The 16,503-nt window shown below is 42.2% G+C and carries 10 protein-coding genes; 1 reads left to right on the top strand and 9 read right to left on the bottom strand.

Annotation, left to right across the window (positions count from 1 at the left end):
• Positions 1-249: 249 nt before the first annotated feature.
• From PX700_RS10050 to rph, 3 genes are read right to left on the bottom strand one after another with little or no spacing between them, the layout of a single operon-like run.
• On the bottom strand, positions 250-630 hold the full coding sequence (locus tag PX700_RS10050; RefSeq protein WP_197179992.1) for a diacylglycerol kinase: 381 nt from the start codon (positions 628-630) through the stop codon (positions 250-252).
• Positions 631-686: 56 nt separating this feature from the next.
• Complete coding sequence (gene pyrE / locus PX700_RS10045) at positions 687-1,331, bottom strand: orotate phosphoribosyltransferase (protein ID WP_479520640.1); 645 nt, start codon at positions 1,329-1,331, stop codon at positions 687-689.
• 18 nt (positions 1,332-1,349) lie between these two features.
• Positions 1,350-2,063, bottom strand: coding sequence for a ribonuclease PH (gene rph, locus PX700_RS10040; protein ID WP_002958890.1), 714 nt, complete (start codon positions 2,061-2,063; stop codon positions 1,350-1,352).
• 179 nt (positions 2,064-2,242) lie between these two features.
• Here rph and PX700_RS10035 point away from each other — a divergent pair, with 179 nt between their 5' ends.
• Entirely contained in the window at positions 2,243-3,103 is an 861-nt protein-coding gene (locus PX700_RS10035) for a YicC/YloC family endoribonuclease (protein WP_479520639.1), read from the top strand.
• A 340-nt stretch (positions 3,104-3,443) separates the two neighbouring features.
• Here PX700_RS10035 and tuf read toward each other — a convergent pair whose 3' ends face one another.
• The 6 genes from tuf to rpoB all read right to left on the bottom strand — a co-directional run bounded on the left by tuf (position 3,444) and on the right by rpoB (position 16,275).
• Complete coding sequence (gene tuf / locus PX700_RS10030) at positions 3,444-4,628, bottom strand: elongation factor Tu (RefSeq protein ID WP_002958888.1); 1,185 nt, start codon at positions 4,626-4,628, stop codon at positions 3,444-3,446.
• Positions 4,629-4,690: 62 nt separating this feature from the next.
• Positions 4,691-6,805, bottom strand: coding sequence for an elongation factor G (fusA, locus tag PX700_RS10025; protein WP_415637984.1), 2,115 nt, complete (start codon positions 6,803-6,805; stop codon positions 4,691-4,693).
• A gap of 27 nt (positions 6,806-6,832) precedes the next feature.
• The gene (gene rpsG, locus PX700_RS10020; RefSeq protein WP_010555004.1) at positions 6,833-7,303 is read right to left on the bottom strand and encodes a 30S ribosomal protein S7; all 471 of its coding nucleotides are present in this window, start codon (positions 7,301-7,303) and stop codon (positions 6,833-6,835) included.
• Positions 7,304-7,400: 97 nt separating this feature from the next.
• A complete protein-coding gene (rpsL, locus tag PX700_RS10015) occupies positions 7,401-7,775 on the bottom strand; it encodes a 30S ribosomal protein S12 (RefSeq protein ID WP_008165517.1) in 375 nt (124 codons plus the stop codon).
• 194 nt (positions 7,776-7,969) lie between these two features.
• Positions 7,970-12,145 carry a DNA-directed RNA polymerase subunit beta' gene (gene rpoC / locus PX700_RS10010; protein ID WP_415637983.1) on the bottom strand — a complete coding sequence of 1,392 codons (4,176 nt, stop codon included), beginning with the start codon at positions 12,143-12,145 and terminating at the stop codon, positions 7,970-7,972.
• 104 nt (positions 12,146-12,249) lie between these two features.
• Positions 12,250-16,275, bottom strand: a complete 4,026-nt coding sequence (gene rpoB, locus PX700_RS10005) for a DNA-directed RNA polymerase subunit beta (RefSeq protein ID WP_415637982.1) — start codon at positions 16,273-16,275, stop codon at positions 12,250-12,252.
• Between the last annotated feature and the right edge of the window lie 228 nt (positions 16,276-16,503).

Here is a 16,503-nt window from a genome sequence, read left to right as displayed (position 1 = left end):
CGACAATTTAAAACCGAAGTTTTATTTAACTCTCTGAGGTAGTTCATGCCTCGCTATGCGTTGGCGTTTCCCGTCTCAGTGGGGTCGCATTATAGGGAGATCCGAAAACAGATCAACCCTTTTTTGAAGAAAACTTGAAATAAAGTACTGTTCGCTGACTATTTGAGCTAAACACGTTAAAAACACAACATAACTAGCAAGTTGTTAACAAATAAAGGCGCTTTAACTATTCTAATATCAAATATTGTATCAAACGATCTTCATGTAGAGGCTTACACCCCAAATGATCAACACGATCGCTAATGAAAGTGTTACGGCTGCAGATCCCATATCTTTAGCTCTACCCGATAACACATGCAATTCTGTACTTACTCTGTCTGTTAATGCTTCGATAGCAGAATTTAATAATTCGACGATTAGTATAACCAGCAGTGAACTTACTAATATTGCCCAGTGCAGTAATGATGAAGCAAGCCAAAATGAAATAGGAAATAATATAAGACTTAGTAATAGCTCTTGTCTAAATGCGGCTTCCTCTTTAAATGCAGCTCTAAAGCCTAGGTAGGAACAATAAGTTGCTTTGAAAACACGTTTGAGGCCTAAGCCATTTGGTTTAAGTATATCTTTCATTAATAAACTCTATGAATGAAGGTCAAAATAAAGCCCCGCATTGCGAGGCTTTTTATTTATGCTACACCGTATTGATCACGATAAGCTTTAACTGAGGCTAAATGTTCGTCCATCGTTCCTTGAACTTCAAGGTAGCTAATAAGATCAGCTAATTTTACAATAGAGATTACTTTGGTATTGAAGTCGCGTTCAACTTCTTGAATAGCTGATAACTCGGCTTTACCTTTTTCTTGGCGATCTAATGCAATTAAAACGCCACTAAGGTCTGCGCCATTCTCAGCAATAATTTCCATAGACTCACGTATAGCGGTACCAGCGGTAATTACATCATCAACTAGCATTATTTTGCCATTAAGTTCTGAGCCCACCAACGTTCCACCTTCACCGTGTGATTTTTTTTCTTTACGGTTAAAGCAGTACGGTACATCTTTATCATGGTGATCTGCTAATGCAACTGCTGTTGTTGTCGCTATTGGAATACCCTTATACGCGGGACCAAATAGTACATCGAACTCTATCGCTGAATCTTCTAATGCAGATGCATAAAAACGACCTAAGCGTGCTAAGTCACGACCTGTATTAAACAAACCGGCATTAAAAAAGTACGGACTTATGCGCCCTGACTTTAAAGTAAACTCACCAAACTTTAATACCTGCTTCTCTAGAGCAAATTCTATAAACTCTTTTTGATAATCTTTCATATCTAGTGGCCTACCTATTTATGCTAATGCTTGCTTTTGTACGTCAATGATTTCGCGTATAGAATGTTTGGCTAAAGTAAGTAATTCATCCAGCTCATCAAACGAGAAAGGCTCACCTTCGGCTGTACCTTGAATTTCAATAATTTTACCTGTCTCAGTTAAAATTACGTTCATATCAGTTTCTGCTGCTGAATCTTCAATATATTCTAAATCGCTAATTGCTTGGCCTTTGTATATACCTACTGAAATAGCTGCAATCATATGCTTAAGTGGGTTTGAGTTAATCATGCCCTTTGCACGCATGTGCGTTAGTGCATCAACAAGTGCAACACATGCACCACTTATAGAAGCAGTACGTGTACCGCCATCTGCTTGGATTACATCACAGTCAATGGTGATTGTGTTTTCGCCAAGTGCTTTTAAATCAACGGCAGCACGAAGTGCACGTGCAATTAAGCGTTGAATCTCCATAGTACGACCGCCCTGCTTACCACGTGCAGCTTCTCGAGCATTACGCGTATGCGTTGCTCGCGGTAACATACCGTATTCAGCATTGATCCAACCTTTACCCTGACCTTTCATGAAACGAGGAACGCCCGATTCGACAGTAGCTGTACAAAGTACTTTGGTGTTACCAAACTCAACAAGTACTGAGCCTTCAGCATGCAAAGTATAATTACGTGTAAATGTAACAGGTCTAATTTGGTTAGGTGTTCTTTCGCTTGGACGCATTGACGATCCCCTTAATTCAGAATTTGCGACATTATAAGTGTATGTGGGTATAGATACCATGCTGATTTAAATAAATAGCTGTATGCAAAATATTCAGTGTATTAAATTTTCCCTAGAGCTTAAGCGGTGTTACGGTATAATCATTATAATATTGTATTTATAAATTTAGGAAAATATCCATGATCCACAGTATGACAGCTTATGCGCGTCGCGAAATAAAAGGCGATTGGGGAACTGGCACTTGGGAAGTTCGTTCAGTAAACCAGCGTTACCTTGAAACATTTATTCGCGCACCAGAGCAATTTCGTGGCATGGAGCCAGTTATTCGTGAGCGTTTACGCAAACACTTACAACGCGGTAAAGTTGAGGTTTTTTTAAAGTTTGTAGCAAATCCAGCTCATGTAGGCGAGCTATCAATTAACCAAGCCCTTGCTGAGCAACTTATAAATAGTGCTAAATGGGTTCAACAGCAAAGTAATGGCGACATTAATCCTGTTGATATATTGCGTTGGCCTGGTGTTATGGAAGCTGAAGAACTTGATATGGATAGCGTTAATACAGCACTAATTGCTGGTCTTGATCAAGTAATCGAAGATTTTAAATCAGCTCGTGGCGATGAAGGTGCAAACCTTGAAGAAATGATAACAATCCGCCTTGATGCGATTTTAGAGCAAGTAGAAATTGTAGAAACGCACATGCCTGAGATTGCTAAGTGGCAGCGTGAAAAACTGGCTCAAAAGCTAGAAGACTTAACAGCAAACATTGACGAGTCACGCCTTGAACAAGAACTTATTTATCTTGCTCAAAAACAAGATGTAGCTGAAGAATTAGATCGTTTAAAGTCTCATGTTAAAGAAACTAAAAAAATCCTTAAAAAAGGTGGCGCATGTGGTCGCCGCTTAGATTTTATGATGCAAGAGTTTAATCGTGAGGCTAACACGCTAGCGTCTAAGTCTATTAATAGCGATATTACTACTGCCGCTGTAGAGCTAAAAGTGTTGATAGAACAAATGAGAGAACAGATCCAAAACATTGAATAATTTCAACTAATATAGAATATTCATTACTTATCAAACCCGAGCTTGGCTCGGGTTTTTTATTAATACCAATAATAATATTTTGAATGTTTTTACGAAGCATCTTCGTCTGATGTGAGATCCTCACCTTCATATGACACTTTATTTTAGACATTAAAAAGCCCGAGACCAAGCTCGGGCTTTTTGGTAACAATTAGCTAGGCTAATTATTACGCTTTGGACGTTACTAAAACGCACCTACGCCTAAAGTAAGAGCGCCACCTTCGTATGACACTTTATTTTAGACATTAAAAAGCCCGAGACTAAGCTCGGGCTTTTTGGTAACAATTAGCTAGGCTAATAATTACGCTACGATAGTTGCTACAACACCAGCACCTACAGTACGACCACCTTCACGGATAGCAAAACGAAGACCTTCATCCATCGCGATTGGCGCGATTAGAGTTACTGTCATCTTGATGTTATCACCAGGCATTACCATTTCTACGCCATCTGGTAACTGTACGTCACCAGTTACGTCAGTTGTACGGAAGTAGAACTGTGGACGGTAACCTTTGAAGAATGGAGTATGACGACCACCTTCATCTTTCGAAAGTACGTATACTTCTGAAGTGAATGTAGTATGTGGGTTGATTGAACCAGGCTTAGCTAGTACTTGACCACGTTCAACGTCTTCACGCTTAGTACCACGTAGAAGTGCGCCGATGTTTTCGCCAGCACGACCTTCGTCTAGAAGCTTACGGAACATTTCAACACCAGTACAAGTAGAACGAGTTGTATCATTGATACCAACAATTTCTACTTCGTCATTGATGCGGATGATACCAGCTTCAACACGACCAGTTACAACAGTACCACGACCCTGGATTGAGAAAACGTCTTCGATAGGCATGATGAATGGCTTATCGATGTCACGCTCTGGCTCTGGGATGTAAGAATCAAGTGCATTTGCAAGCTCAACAATCTTATCTTCCCACTCTTTCTCGCCTTCTAACGCTTTAAGCGCAGAACCAGCGATTAGAGGTAAGTCATCACCTGGGAAATCGTATTCTGAAAGAAGTTCACGAACTTCCATTTCTACTAGTTCAAGTAGCTCTTCGTCATCTACCATGTCACATTTGTTCATGAACACGATGATGTAAGGAACGCCAACTTGACGAGAAAGAAGGATGTGCTCACGCGTTTGTGGCATAGGGCCATCTGTCGCAGCAACTACTAAGATCGCGCCGTCCATTTGAGCAGCACCAGTGATCATGTTTTTAACATAATCGGCGTGACCAGGACAATCTACGTGTGCGTAGTGACGTGTAGGTGTATCGTATTCAACGTGAGACGTTGAAATAGTGATACCACGTTCGCGCTCTTCTGGAGCGTTATCGATTGATGCGAAATCTTTAGCAACACCGCCGTATACTTTTGCAAGTACGTTAGTGATTGCTGCAGTTAGTGTAGTTTTACCGTGGTCAACGTGGCCGATTGTACCAACGTTTACGTGCGGTTTTACGCGTTCAAACTTTTCTTTTGCCATCTTAAAAAATTCCTAATAAAGAAATTAAAGCCTGACTCACTATTGAGCCAGACAAGCTAAAATTATATAACAGCGCGAGCTGAAATTATTGTATCTGCAACATTTTTAGAGGCTTCAGCGTACTTCACAAACTCCATAGAGTATGAGGCACGGCCCTGTGTTGCAGATCGTAAAGCAGTCGCATAACCAAACATTTCAGAAAGAGGAACTTGCGCATTAATTTGCTTAAGTCCACCTAATGCATCTTCCATGCCTTCGATTATGCCGCGGCGACGATTTAAGTCGCCAACTACATCACCCATATTTGAATCAGGAGTGAGTACTTCAACCTTCATTACTGGCTCTAAAAGTACAGGGTCAGCTTTACGCGCCCCATCTCTCATTGCCAATGAACCTGCTATTTTAAATGCCATTTCATTCGAATCTACATCATGGAATGAACCATCATATAAAGTCGCTTTAACGCCAAGTAATGGGTAGCCTGCCAGTACACCTTGAGACATTTGCTCTTGGATACCTTTGTCTACCGCAGGAACGAACTCTTTAGGAACAGACCCACCTACGGTTTCGTTAACAAACTCGTAAATTGGTGACTCATCATCCGTAATGTCCATCGGTTCAAGTTTAAGCCAAACGTGACCATATTGACCACGACCACCTGACTGACGTATAAACTTCCCTTCAACCTTAACAGTTGAACGAATAGCTTCTCGGTATGAGACTTGCGGCTTACCAACGTTACATTCAACACTGAATTCACGTTTCATACGGTCGACGATGATATCTAGGTGAAGCTCACCCATGCCAGAGATTATAACCTGGCCTGATTCTTCGTCAGTTTGTACGCGAAAAGAAGGGTCTTCAGCAGCTAGTTTACCTAGCGCGATACCCATCTTATCTTGGTCAGCTATAGTGCGAGGCTCAACCGCAATAGAGATTACTGGTTCAGGGAATTCCATACGCTCAAGCGTAATAATAGAATTCGGATCACACAGTGTTTCACCTGTTGTTACGTCTTTAAGACCAATAGCTGCCGCGATATCGCCTGCGAAAACTTCTTTGATCTCTTCACGAGAGTTTGAATGCATCTGTACGATACGGCCAAGTCGCTCACGCTTACTTTTTACTGGATTATATACCGTGTCACCCTGTTTAACAGTACCAGAGTAAACACGGAAAAAGGTCAAGGTTCCAACAAACGGGTCTGTTGCAATCTTAAATGCGAGTGCAGCAAACGGCGCTTTATCATTAGCTGGACGTTCTTCCTCAGTACCATTTTCTAAGATACCTTGGATTTGTTTCACTTGCTCTGGCGACGGCATATATTCAACAACGCCATCAAGCACAGCTTGAACGCCTTTGTTTTTAAATGCGCTACCACAAGTAACTGGAACAATCTCATTAGCTAATGTTCGTTGGCGTAAAGCATTTTTAATTTCTGCTTCACTTAACTCTTCACCTTCTAAGTATTTATCCATTAGTTCTTCTGTTGCTTCAGCAGCGCTTTCAACTAAATGAGAGCGCCATTCTTGTGCTAATTCCAGAAGTTCTGCCGGTATTGCCTCATATGAAAAAGTCATACCCTGGTCCGCTTCGTTCCAGTTAATCACTTTCATTTTAATAAGGTCAATAACACCTTTAAAGTCGTCCTCAGCGCCTACAGGCAACTGAATTGGAACAGGCGTTGCTCCAAGACGAGATTTCACCTGGCTAACCACTGCTAAGAAGTCAGCGCCCGTGCGATCCATTTTATTTACGAAGATCATTCTCGGAACTTCGTATTTGTTCGCTTGACGCCAAACTGTCTCAGTTTGCGGCTGTACACCAGATGAAGCACAAAGAACAACTACCGCACCATCTAGTACACGTAAAGAACGCTCTACTTCGATAGTGAAATCTACGTGTCCTGGAGTATCAATAATATTGATACGATGGGCGTCAAATTGAGCGTCCATCCCTTTCCAAAAACACGTTGTTGCAGCAGAAGTGATTGTGATACCACGCTCTTGTTCCTGCTCCATCCAATCCATAGTTGCAGCGCCATCATGTACTTCACCGATCTTATGAGAAAGACCCGTGTAGAACAGAACACGTTCTGTTGTGGTGGTTTTGCCTGCATCTACGTGAGCTACAATACCTATATTACGATAGCGCTCAAGTGGAGTTGTACGTGCCATATGATCCTCTTAAAGGTTAAAGACAGATTACCAACGGTAATGAGCGAATGCTTTATTCGCTTCAGCCATACGGTGAACGTCTTCACGTTTCTTAACCGCAGTGCCTTTATTATCAGAAGCGTCAACGATTTCTTGAGCTAAACGTAAGCCCATAGATTTTTCGCCACGCTTACGTGCAGCGTCTACTAACCAACGCATACCTAATGCGTTACGACGAACTGGACGTACTTCAACTGGTACTTGATAAGTTGAACCACCAACACGGCGAGATTTAACCTCTACCTGTGGGCGGATGTTATCAAGTGCAGTTTCAAAGATTTCTAGGTGCGACTTGCCTGATTTCTCAGCAGCCACGTCTAGCGCACCATAAACAATTTTTTCAGCAGTAGATTTCTTGCCGTCTAACATTACAATGTTAACGAATTTAGCAAGAAGTTCCGATCCGAACTTAGGATCTGGAAGAATTTTACGTTGACCGATTACGCGTCTTCTAGGCATTTTGTATCTCCGGTTTATTCAGGTTTGCTCTTTCGAGTCAATCACCCAAAACAATAATTATATATATTTAGTGCTTGGCCTTACTAACGGAATACAATTAGCCTTTAGGGCGTTTTGTACCGTATTTAGAACGAGCTTGACGACGATCGCTAACGCCTGCACAGTCAAGTGCACCACGAACAGTGTGAAAACGCACACCTGGTAAATCTTTAACACGACCACCACGGATTAGGATTACACTATGCTCTTGAAGGTTATGACCTTCACCGCCAATGTATGAAGTTACTTCGAAACCGTTAGTTAAACGTACACGTGCTACTTTACGTAACGCCGAGTTAGGTTTCTTAGGTGTAGTTGTATATACGCGAGTACATACACCGCGCTTTTGCGGACACGCTTTTAGTGCAGCTGAGTTACTTTTCGTAACCTTGCTACGGCGTGGCTTACGCACTAGCTGGTTAATAGTTGCCATTTAAATAGCTCCTGAAATTAAAATTACTACTGAAAAAAATAAAAAATCCGCCCTTTATTTACGAGCCTGCATTGAGCACACAAGTAAATGGGTGGCGGAATTTTAATGAGCAAAGTTTAACCTGTCAACCTAAACTAACCGTAAGACAGCATATAACTGTCTCACGATTACTTAATCTATTGATTAAGAACAGTTTATTGATTTCCAGACAAATCAGCATTTAGAGCGTCTGTAAGTGCTTGAGTTGCCTCTTCTGCACTTACTGTTTGCTCTTCTACTACTACTTTGCTTTGTTTACGGCGAGCCATACGTTCTTGATGATACGCAAAACCGGTACCGGCTGGGATCAAACGACCCACAATTACGTTTTCTTTAAGACCGCGAAGCTCATCGCTCTTACCATTCACTGCCGCATCTGTAAGAACACGTGTTGTCTCTTGGAAAGACGCTGCAGAGATGAAAGATTCTGTTGCTAGTGATGCTTTTGTGATACCCATTAACTGGATTTCATACTTAGCTGGTATCTTACCTTGTTTTTCAAGGTCACGGTTTGCGATATTAACGCGCGCCACTTCGATTTGTTCACCGGCTAAGAAGTCAGTATCACCGCCGTGTATGATGGTACATTTACGAATCATCTGACGGATAATTGTTTCAATATGCTTGTCATTGATCTTAACGCCTTGCAAACGGTAAACCTCTTGCACTTCGTTAACGATGTAGTTAGCAACATGAGTCACACCACGTAGGCGTAAGATATCATGCGGTGATTCAGGACCATCGGCGATAACTTCACCTTTAGACACTTGCTCACCTTCAAACACGTTAAGTTGACGCCACTTAGGAATCATTTCTTCGTAATGATCACCTTCAGCTGGAGTAATAACTAAACGCTTCTTACCTTTAGTCTCTTTACCGAAGCTAATAGTACCTGTGATCTCAGCTAATATAGCTGGTTCTTTTGGCTTACGAGCTTCAAATAAGTCGGCTACGCGTGGTAGACCACCCGTGATATCACGAGTTTTCGAACCTTCTTGCGGAATACGTGCTAGCACGTCACCTGGGTTTGCTGTAACGCCGTCAATAACTTCAATCGTAGTGAATGAAGGAAGACGTGTTTCTTGCAGACCGCGCTCTTCACTTTCGATGATAAGCTTTGGTTCTTTCGTATTTACTTTAGCAAGATCTTTAACAACTACACGGGTTAAACCAGTTAGCTCATCAGTCTGTGCTTCAGTATTTGAGTCATCGATATCGCTGAACGATACTTTTGACTTATGCTCAAGAACGATTGGGTGACTATGCGGGTCCCAAGTAGCAACGATGTCGTTACCTTGAACTTCAGCATTGTCTTGCACTGTTAATACCGCACCGTAAGGTACTTTATAACGCTCTTTCTCACGACCATAACTATCAATGATAGTAATTTCCGTAGAACGAGAGGTAATAACTATCTTACCGTCTGTGTTTAATACGTACTTAGAGTTATGAAGTTTTAATGTACCGTTAGTTTTAACTTGTACATTATTTTCTGCAGACGCTCTAGATGCCGCACCACCGATGTGGAAGGTACGCATTGTTAACTGTGTACCCGGCTCACCGATTGACTGTGCCGCGATAACACCCACTGATTCACCAGCGTTGATGATATGACCACGTGCTAGGTCACGACCATAACAGTTAGCACAAACACCAAAGTCATTATCACAAGTGATAACAGAACGTACACGAACTTCATCTACTGAATGCTCTTCTAAAAGATCACACAGTTTTTCGTCTAGCATGATATTACGTTCAACAAGCACTGTATTAGTACCTGGAATCACAATATCTTCAGCAACAACACGACCTAGAACACGTTCACGAAGTGCTTCTACAACATCACCACCTTCAATAAGCGGTTTCATTGTTAAGCCATCTTCTGTGCCACAATCGTCTTCGTTGATTACCAAATCTTGTGCTACGTCTACTAGACGACGCGTTAGGTAACCCGAGTTAGCTGTTTTAAGTGCAGTATCGGCAAGACCTTTACGCGCACCATGCGTTGAGATGAAGTACTGAAGTACGTTTAGACCTTCACGGAAGTTAGCTGTGATTGGCGTCTCGATGATTGAACCATCTGGACGTGCCATTAGACCACGCATACCCGCCAACTGACGAATCTGTGCAGCACTACCACGAGCACCTGAGTCGGCCATCATAAACACTGAGTTAAATGACGGTTGCTCTACTTCTTCACCTTTAGCATTAATAACTGTGTCTTTCGACAAGTTAGACATCATCTCACGTGATAAGTTTTCGTTTACACGTGACCAGATATCGATAACTTTGTTGTACTTTTCACCAGCCGTTACAAGACCTGATTGGAATTGTTGGTTGATTTCAGTAACTTCAGCTTCAGCTGATTCAATTATCTGTGCTTTAACCGGTGGGATAACTAAGTCATCAATACCGATAGAAACACCTGACTTCATTGCATAATGGAAACCGGTGTACATAACTTGATCAGCAAAGATAACTGTATCTTTAAGACCTAGACGACGGTAACACTCATTCAATAAGCCAGAAATCTGCTTTTTACCTAGCGGCTGGTTGATTGACGCAAACGGCATGCCTTTAGGTAAAATTAGAGACAGAATTGCACGACCAACAGTTGTATCGATAACAGTGATAGTGTCTTCTACTACGCCGTCTTCGTTTTTAACTGATTGACTAATACGTACTTTCACGATTGCATGAAGGTCTGCATTGCCACTGCGGTATGCTTTTTCTGCTTCTTTTGGATCTTTAAATATCGCGCCTTCGCCTTTAGCGTTAATGCGGTCACGAGTCATGTAATAAAGACCCAATACAACATCCTGTGAAGGAACGATGATTGGCTCACCATTCGCAGGAGATAGAATGTTGTTTGTTGACATCATCAATGCACGAGCTTCAAGCTGCGCTTCGATTGTTAACGGTACGTGTACCGCCATTTGGTCACCATCGAAATCGGCGTTGTACGCCGCACATACTAATGGATGCAAATGAATCGCTTTACCTTCGATAAGCACAGGCTCAAACGCTTGGATACCCAAACGGTGAAGTGTTGGTGCACGGTTAAGTAATACTGGATGTTCACGAATTACTTCGTCAAGTACATCCCATACTTCCGGAACTTCACGTTCAACCATTTTCTTAGCAGCTTTGATTGTCGTAGCCATGCCGCGACGCTCTAATTTGCCATAGATGAATGGTTTGAATAGCTCAAGTGCCATCTTCTTAGGAAGACCACATTGGTGAAGCTTAAGTGTAGGACCTACTGTGATAACAGAACGGCCTGAATAATCTACACGCTTACCAAGTAGATTCTGACGGAAACGACCTTGCTTACCCTTGATCATATCAGCAAGAGATTTAAGAGGACGTTTGTTAGAACCTGTAATTGCACGACCACGACGACCGTTATCAAGTAGCGCATCTACCGCTTCTTGTAACATACGTTTTTCGTTGCGTACAATAATGTCTGGTGCTGCTAAATCTAGTAGACGTTTAAGACGGTTATTACGGTTAATAACACGACGGTAAAGGTCATTTAGATCAGATGTCGCAAAACGACCACCGTCTAGTGGTACTAATGGGCGTAGATCAGGTGGCAATACTGGAAGTACTGTCATGATCATCCACTCAGGGTTATTACCTGATTGGTGGAACGATTCCATTAACTTAAGACGTTTAGTGATTTTTTTACGCTTAGTTTCAGAGTTAATTGTTGGTAACTCTTCACGCATCTCAGCAATTAATTGAGCAAGATCGAGTTCACGAAGCAAGTCTAAAACTGCTTCAGCACCCATCTTAGCTTCAAATTCATCACCGTGCTCTTCTAGTGAATCTAAGTATTCTTCTTCACCTAATAGCTGACCACGCTCAAGCGTTGTCATACCAGGTTCAGTTACTACGAATGATTCGAAGTAAAGAACACGTTCAATATCACGAAGCGTCATATCTAGCATTAAGCCAATACGTGACGGTAATGATTTTAAAAACCATATATGTGCAACTGGGCTCGCAAGGTCGATATGACCCATACGATCGCGTCGCACTTTAGTGAGTGTTACTTCAACGCCACACTTTTCACAGATCACACCACGGTGTTTAAGGCGTTTATATTTACCACATAAACACTCATAATCTTTCACTGGGCCGAAAATACGGGCACAGAATAAGCCATCGCGCTCAGGCTTGAAAGTACGGTAGTTAATAGTCTCAGGTTTCTTTACTTCACCGAATGACCATGAACGAACCATGTCTGGTGAAGCAAGACCAATGCGAATTGCATCGAATTCTTCGGTCTTATTTTGTTGCTTCAGAAACTTAAGTAAGTCTTTCACCTTAGCTCTCCTGTCGGAGTTAATCTTGAGGACGGATAATTTCGTCCCTACATTCTATTCAGCCGTAACAGATGCTGCAGCGTTAACTGCAGCATCTAATTGGCTTAATTTTCTTCCAACTCGATGTTGATACCCAGTGAGCGGATTTCTTTCAACAATACGTTGAACGATTCTGGCATACCTGGTTCCATTTTATGGTTACCATCAACGATGTTTTTATACATCTTAGTACGACCGTTCACGTCATCCGATTTCACTGTTAGCATTTCTTGTAGAGTGTAAGCAGCACCGTAAGCTTCAAGTGCCCATACTTCCATCTCACCAAAACGCTGGCCACCGAACTGTGCTTTACCACCCAGCGGCTGCTGAGTAACAAGGCTGTAAGAACCAGTAGAACGTGCATGCATTTTATCATCAACTAAGTGATTCAATTTAAGCATGTACATGTAACCAACAGTTACTTGACGTTCAAACTGATCGCCAGTACGGCCATCATAAAGTGTAACCTGACCACTACGAGGGTATCCACCAAGCTCAAGCATGTCTTTGATTTCGTTTTCTTTCGCGCCATCAAATGCAGGAGTAGCTATTGGTAAACCACCTTTTAAGTTTTCAGCTAGACGACGAATTTCGTCATCAGTGAAGCTAGCAATATCTACAACTTGGCGAGATTCGCCAATTTCGTAGGCTTGCTTGATGAATTCACGTAGCTCATGAAGCTCACGTTGCTCTTTCATCATCTCTTCAATACGTTCGCCGATACCACGTGCAGCAAGACCCATATGTGTTTCAAGGATCTGACCGATGTTCATACGTGATGGAACACCTAGTGGATTCAATACGATATCTACCGTACGACCTTTGTCATCGTAAGGCATATCTTCTACTGGTACGATAGTCGAGATAACACCTTTGTTACCATGACGACCCGCCATTTTATCACCCGGTTGGATACGACGTTTAACAGCTAGGTATACTTTAACAATCTTAAGTACGCCTGGTGCTAAGTCATCACCTTGGGTAATTTTACGACGTTTGTTTTCAAACTTCTTATCGTATTCAGCTTTAAGCTCATCGTATTGCGCAGCTAGTTGCTCAAGCTCAGCTTGCTTGTCTTCTTCAGCAAGGCTTTGCGTAAGTACTTTTTCAGCATTTAGAGATGCAAGTTTATCTTCATCAAAACCAGCAGCTATAAGTAGCTTACGTGCACGGTCTAAAACGCCTGCTTCTAAAATACGGAACTCTTCGTTGAAGTCTTTCTTCGCTTCGCGAAGCTGCATGTCTTCAACTTCTAACGCGCGTTTATCTTTTTCAACACCATCACGGGTGAAAACTTGCACGTCAATTACAGTACCAGTTACAGAATTTGGTACACGTAAAGAGCTGTCTTTAACGTCAGACGCTTTTTCGCCGAAGATAGCACGCAGTAGCTTCTCTTCAGGTGTAAGCTGTGTTTCGCCTTTAGGAGTCACTTTACCTACTAGGATATCGCCGCCTTTAACTTCAGCACCAATATATACAACGCCTGATTCATCAAGCTTGCCTAGTGCAGATTCACCCACGTTCGGGATGTCTGCTGTGATCTCTTCTGGACCTAATTTAGTATCACGGGCAACACACTGTAGTTCTTGAATATGGATAGTCGTTAGACGATCTTCTTCAACTACGCGCTCTGATAACAAGATTGAATCTTCGAAGTTATAACCGTTCCATGGCATGAATGCCACGCGAAGGTTTTGACCAAGGGCTAAGTCACCTAAGTCAGTCGAAGGACCATCTGCTAACACGTCACCACGAGTAACCGGTTCGCCAACCATACAAGTTGGTTTTTGGTTAATACATGTATTTTGGTTTGAACGTGTGTATTTGGTTAAGTTGTAGATGTCGATGCCCGCTTCACCAGGGATGCGTTCTTCTTCATGTACATTTACAACGATGCGACTTGCGTCAGCATACATTACTTCACCACCACGTTTAGCAACAATAGTTACACCAGAATCTTTCGCTAGTGTTAACTCAATACCGGTACCTACTAACGGCTTATCCGCTTTCAATGTTGGTACTGCTTGACGTTGCATGTTTGAACCCATCAATGCACGGTTAGCATCATCGTGTTCTAGGAACGGGATAAGTGCTGCCGCTACAGAGATCACCTGTTGTGGTGATACATCCATATACTGCTGGTCCATGCGACCCATAAAGGTAGATTCACCTTTGTGACGACATGGGATAAGTTCATCAACAAACTCATTGGTTTCAGTTAAGTTTGAATTCGCCTGTGCGATAACAAACTGACCTTCTTCAATGGCTGATAAATAATCAACTTCATCAGTTACAACACCGTCTACCACTTTGCGGTAAGGTGTTTCTAAGAAACCGTAGTCATTTGTACGTGCGTACGTAGACAACGAGTTAATTAGACCGATGTTTGGACCCTCAGGAGTCTCGATTGGACATACGCGACCATAGTGAGTTACGTGAACGTCACGTACTTCAAAGCCTGCGCGTTCACGAGTTAGACCGCCCGGACCTAATGCAGAGATACGACGTTTATGCGTAACTTCTGATAGTGGGTTATTTTGGTCCATAAACTGTGATAACTGAGACGAGCCGAAGAACTCTTTAACCGCTGCCGAAATAGGCTTAGCGTTAATAAGATCTTGTGGCATTATCGCGTCAAGGTCACCTAAGCTTAAACGCTCACGTACAGCACGTTCAACACGTACTAGACCAACACGGAATTGGTTCTCAGCCATTTCGCCAACACTACGTATACGACGGTTGCCTAAGTGATCGATATCATCAACATCGCCTTGACCGTTACGAATAGCAATTAATACTTTCATAACAGACACGATGTCTTCTTTGCTTAATGTGCCAGGGCCTGTGTCTGTATCGTAACCAACACGGCTATTGAACTTCATACGACCTACAGTAGATAAGTCATAACGCTCTTCAGAGAAGAACAAGTTCTGGAATAAGGCTTCAGCCGCGTCTTTCGTCGGTGGCTCGCCTGGGCGCATCATGCGGTAAATTTCTACTAGTGCTTCTAAACGGCTGCTTGCAGAGTCAATGTTCAAAGTATTTGACATGTAAGCACCGCTGTCCACTTCATTGATATATAACGTATCAATTTTAGTGTAACCGGCTTTAACCAATTCAGCCATTAGCTCTAGAGTTAGCTCGTCATTTGCATTTGCAATAACTTCACCAGTTGACTCATCAACATAGTTTTTAGCTACAATACGGCCAATGATGTACTCATGTGGTACTTCTAATTGCTTAATGCCTTTCTTCTCGATGCTCTTGATGTGGCGAGCCGTAACACGACGACCGCTTTCAACAAATACTTCACCGTCTTCGCTCTTGATATCAAAAGCGGCAGTTTCACCACGTAAACGCGAAGGTACAAGTTCCATAAGAACTTTACCATTCGTTACTTCAAACGTAGTGTTATCGAAGAACATATCTAGGATTTGTTCGCTAGAATACTCTAGTGCACGTAGGATGATAGACGCCGGTAATTTACGACGGCGGTCAATACGTACATATAAGTTATCTTTTGCATCAAATTCGAAGTCTAACCATGAACCACGGTAAGGTATAACGCGTGCGTTATATAATACTTTACCCGATGAATGGGTTTTACCGCGGTCGTTATCAAAGAATACACCAGGGCTACGGTGTAGCTGAGAAACGATAACACGCTCTGTACCATTGATTACAAAAGTACCGGTATCTGTCATGAGCGGAATTTCGCCCATGTAAACTTCTTGCTCTTTAATGTCTTTAACTGTGCCTGGTGCTTCTTTGTCCATAACAACAAGACGCAGTTTCACGCGAAGTGGAGCAGAATAAGTCACACCGCGAATTTGACATTCTTTTACATCGAAAACTGGCTCACCAATACGGTAACTTACGTATTGAAGCTCAGAATTTCCCGAGTAGCTTTTAATAGGGAACACAGAACGGAAGGCAGCTTCCAAACCATGATCGCCATCAGCGTCCGGCACTAAGAATTTTTTAAACGATTCTAACTGTGTAGACAGTAAAAAAGGTATATCCAAAACTTGTGGACGTTTACCAAAATCCTTACGGATACGTTTCTTTTCAGAATAAGAGTAAGCCATGGGGTTCCTCAGCTTGCTGATCTTTGACCCGACCTGTTCTTGTAAGAACAGACTTAACTGGCAGCTATGCCAAGATTTTACAACATTTAACTGTTGTTCTAATTAGATCCCACTTTAACACTAGCAAACTATAAAGCGTTGAAAGTAAAGAAAAAATCAGATTTTATTTGAACTAAAAGAGTGCATCACTCTATAGCGCAAAAAGGCCGGTGATTAAATAATCACCAG

The sequence above is a fragment of the Pseudoalteromonas sp. TP27 genome (assembly GCF_056470645.1).
This window is presented reverse-complemented; position numbering and strand designations above follow the sequence as displayed.

Bases quoted from the DNA above. Each gene is read 5' to 3' on its own strand.
- rpsG (WP_010555004.1), bottom strand. From the start codon at position 7,303: ATGCCTAGAAGACGCGTAATCGGTCAACGTAAAATTCTTCCAGATCCT.
- rpoB (WP_415637982.1), bottom strand. From the start codon at position 16,275: ATGGCTTACTCTTATTCTGAAAAGAAACGTATCCGTAAGGATTTTGGT.
- rpsL (WP_008165517.1), bottom strand. From the start codon at position 7,775: ATGGCAACTATTAACCAGCTAGTGCGTAAGCCACGCCGTAGCAAGGTT.
- pyrE (WP_479520640.1), bottom strand. From the start codon at position 1,331: ATGAAAGATTATCAAAAAGAGTTTATAGAATTTGCTCTAGAGAAGCAG.
- PX700_RS10050 (WP_197179992.1), bottom strand. From the start codon at position 630: ATGAAAGATATACTTAAACCAAATGGCTTAGGCCTCAAACGTGTTTTC.
- PX700_RS10035 (WP_479520639.1), top strand. From the start codon at position 2,243: ATGATCCACAGTATGACAGCTTATGCGCGTCGCGAAATAAAAGGCGAT.
- rph (WP_002958890.1), bottom strand. From the start codon at position 2,063: ATGCGTCCAAGCGAAAGAACACCTAACCAAATTAGACCTGTTACATTT.
- fusA (WP_415637984.1), bottom strand. From the start codon at position 6,805: ATGGCACGTACAACTCCACTTGAGCGCTATCGTAATATAGGTATTGTA.
- tuf (WP_002958888.1), bottom strand. From the start codon at position 4,628: ATGGCAAAAGAAAAGTTTGAACGCGTAAAACCGCACGTAAACGTTGGT.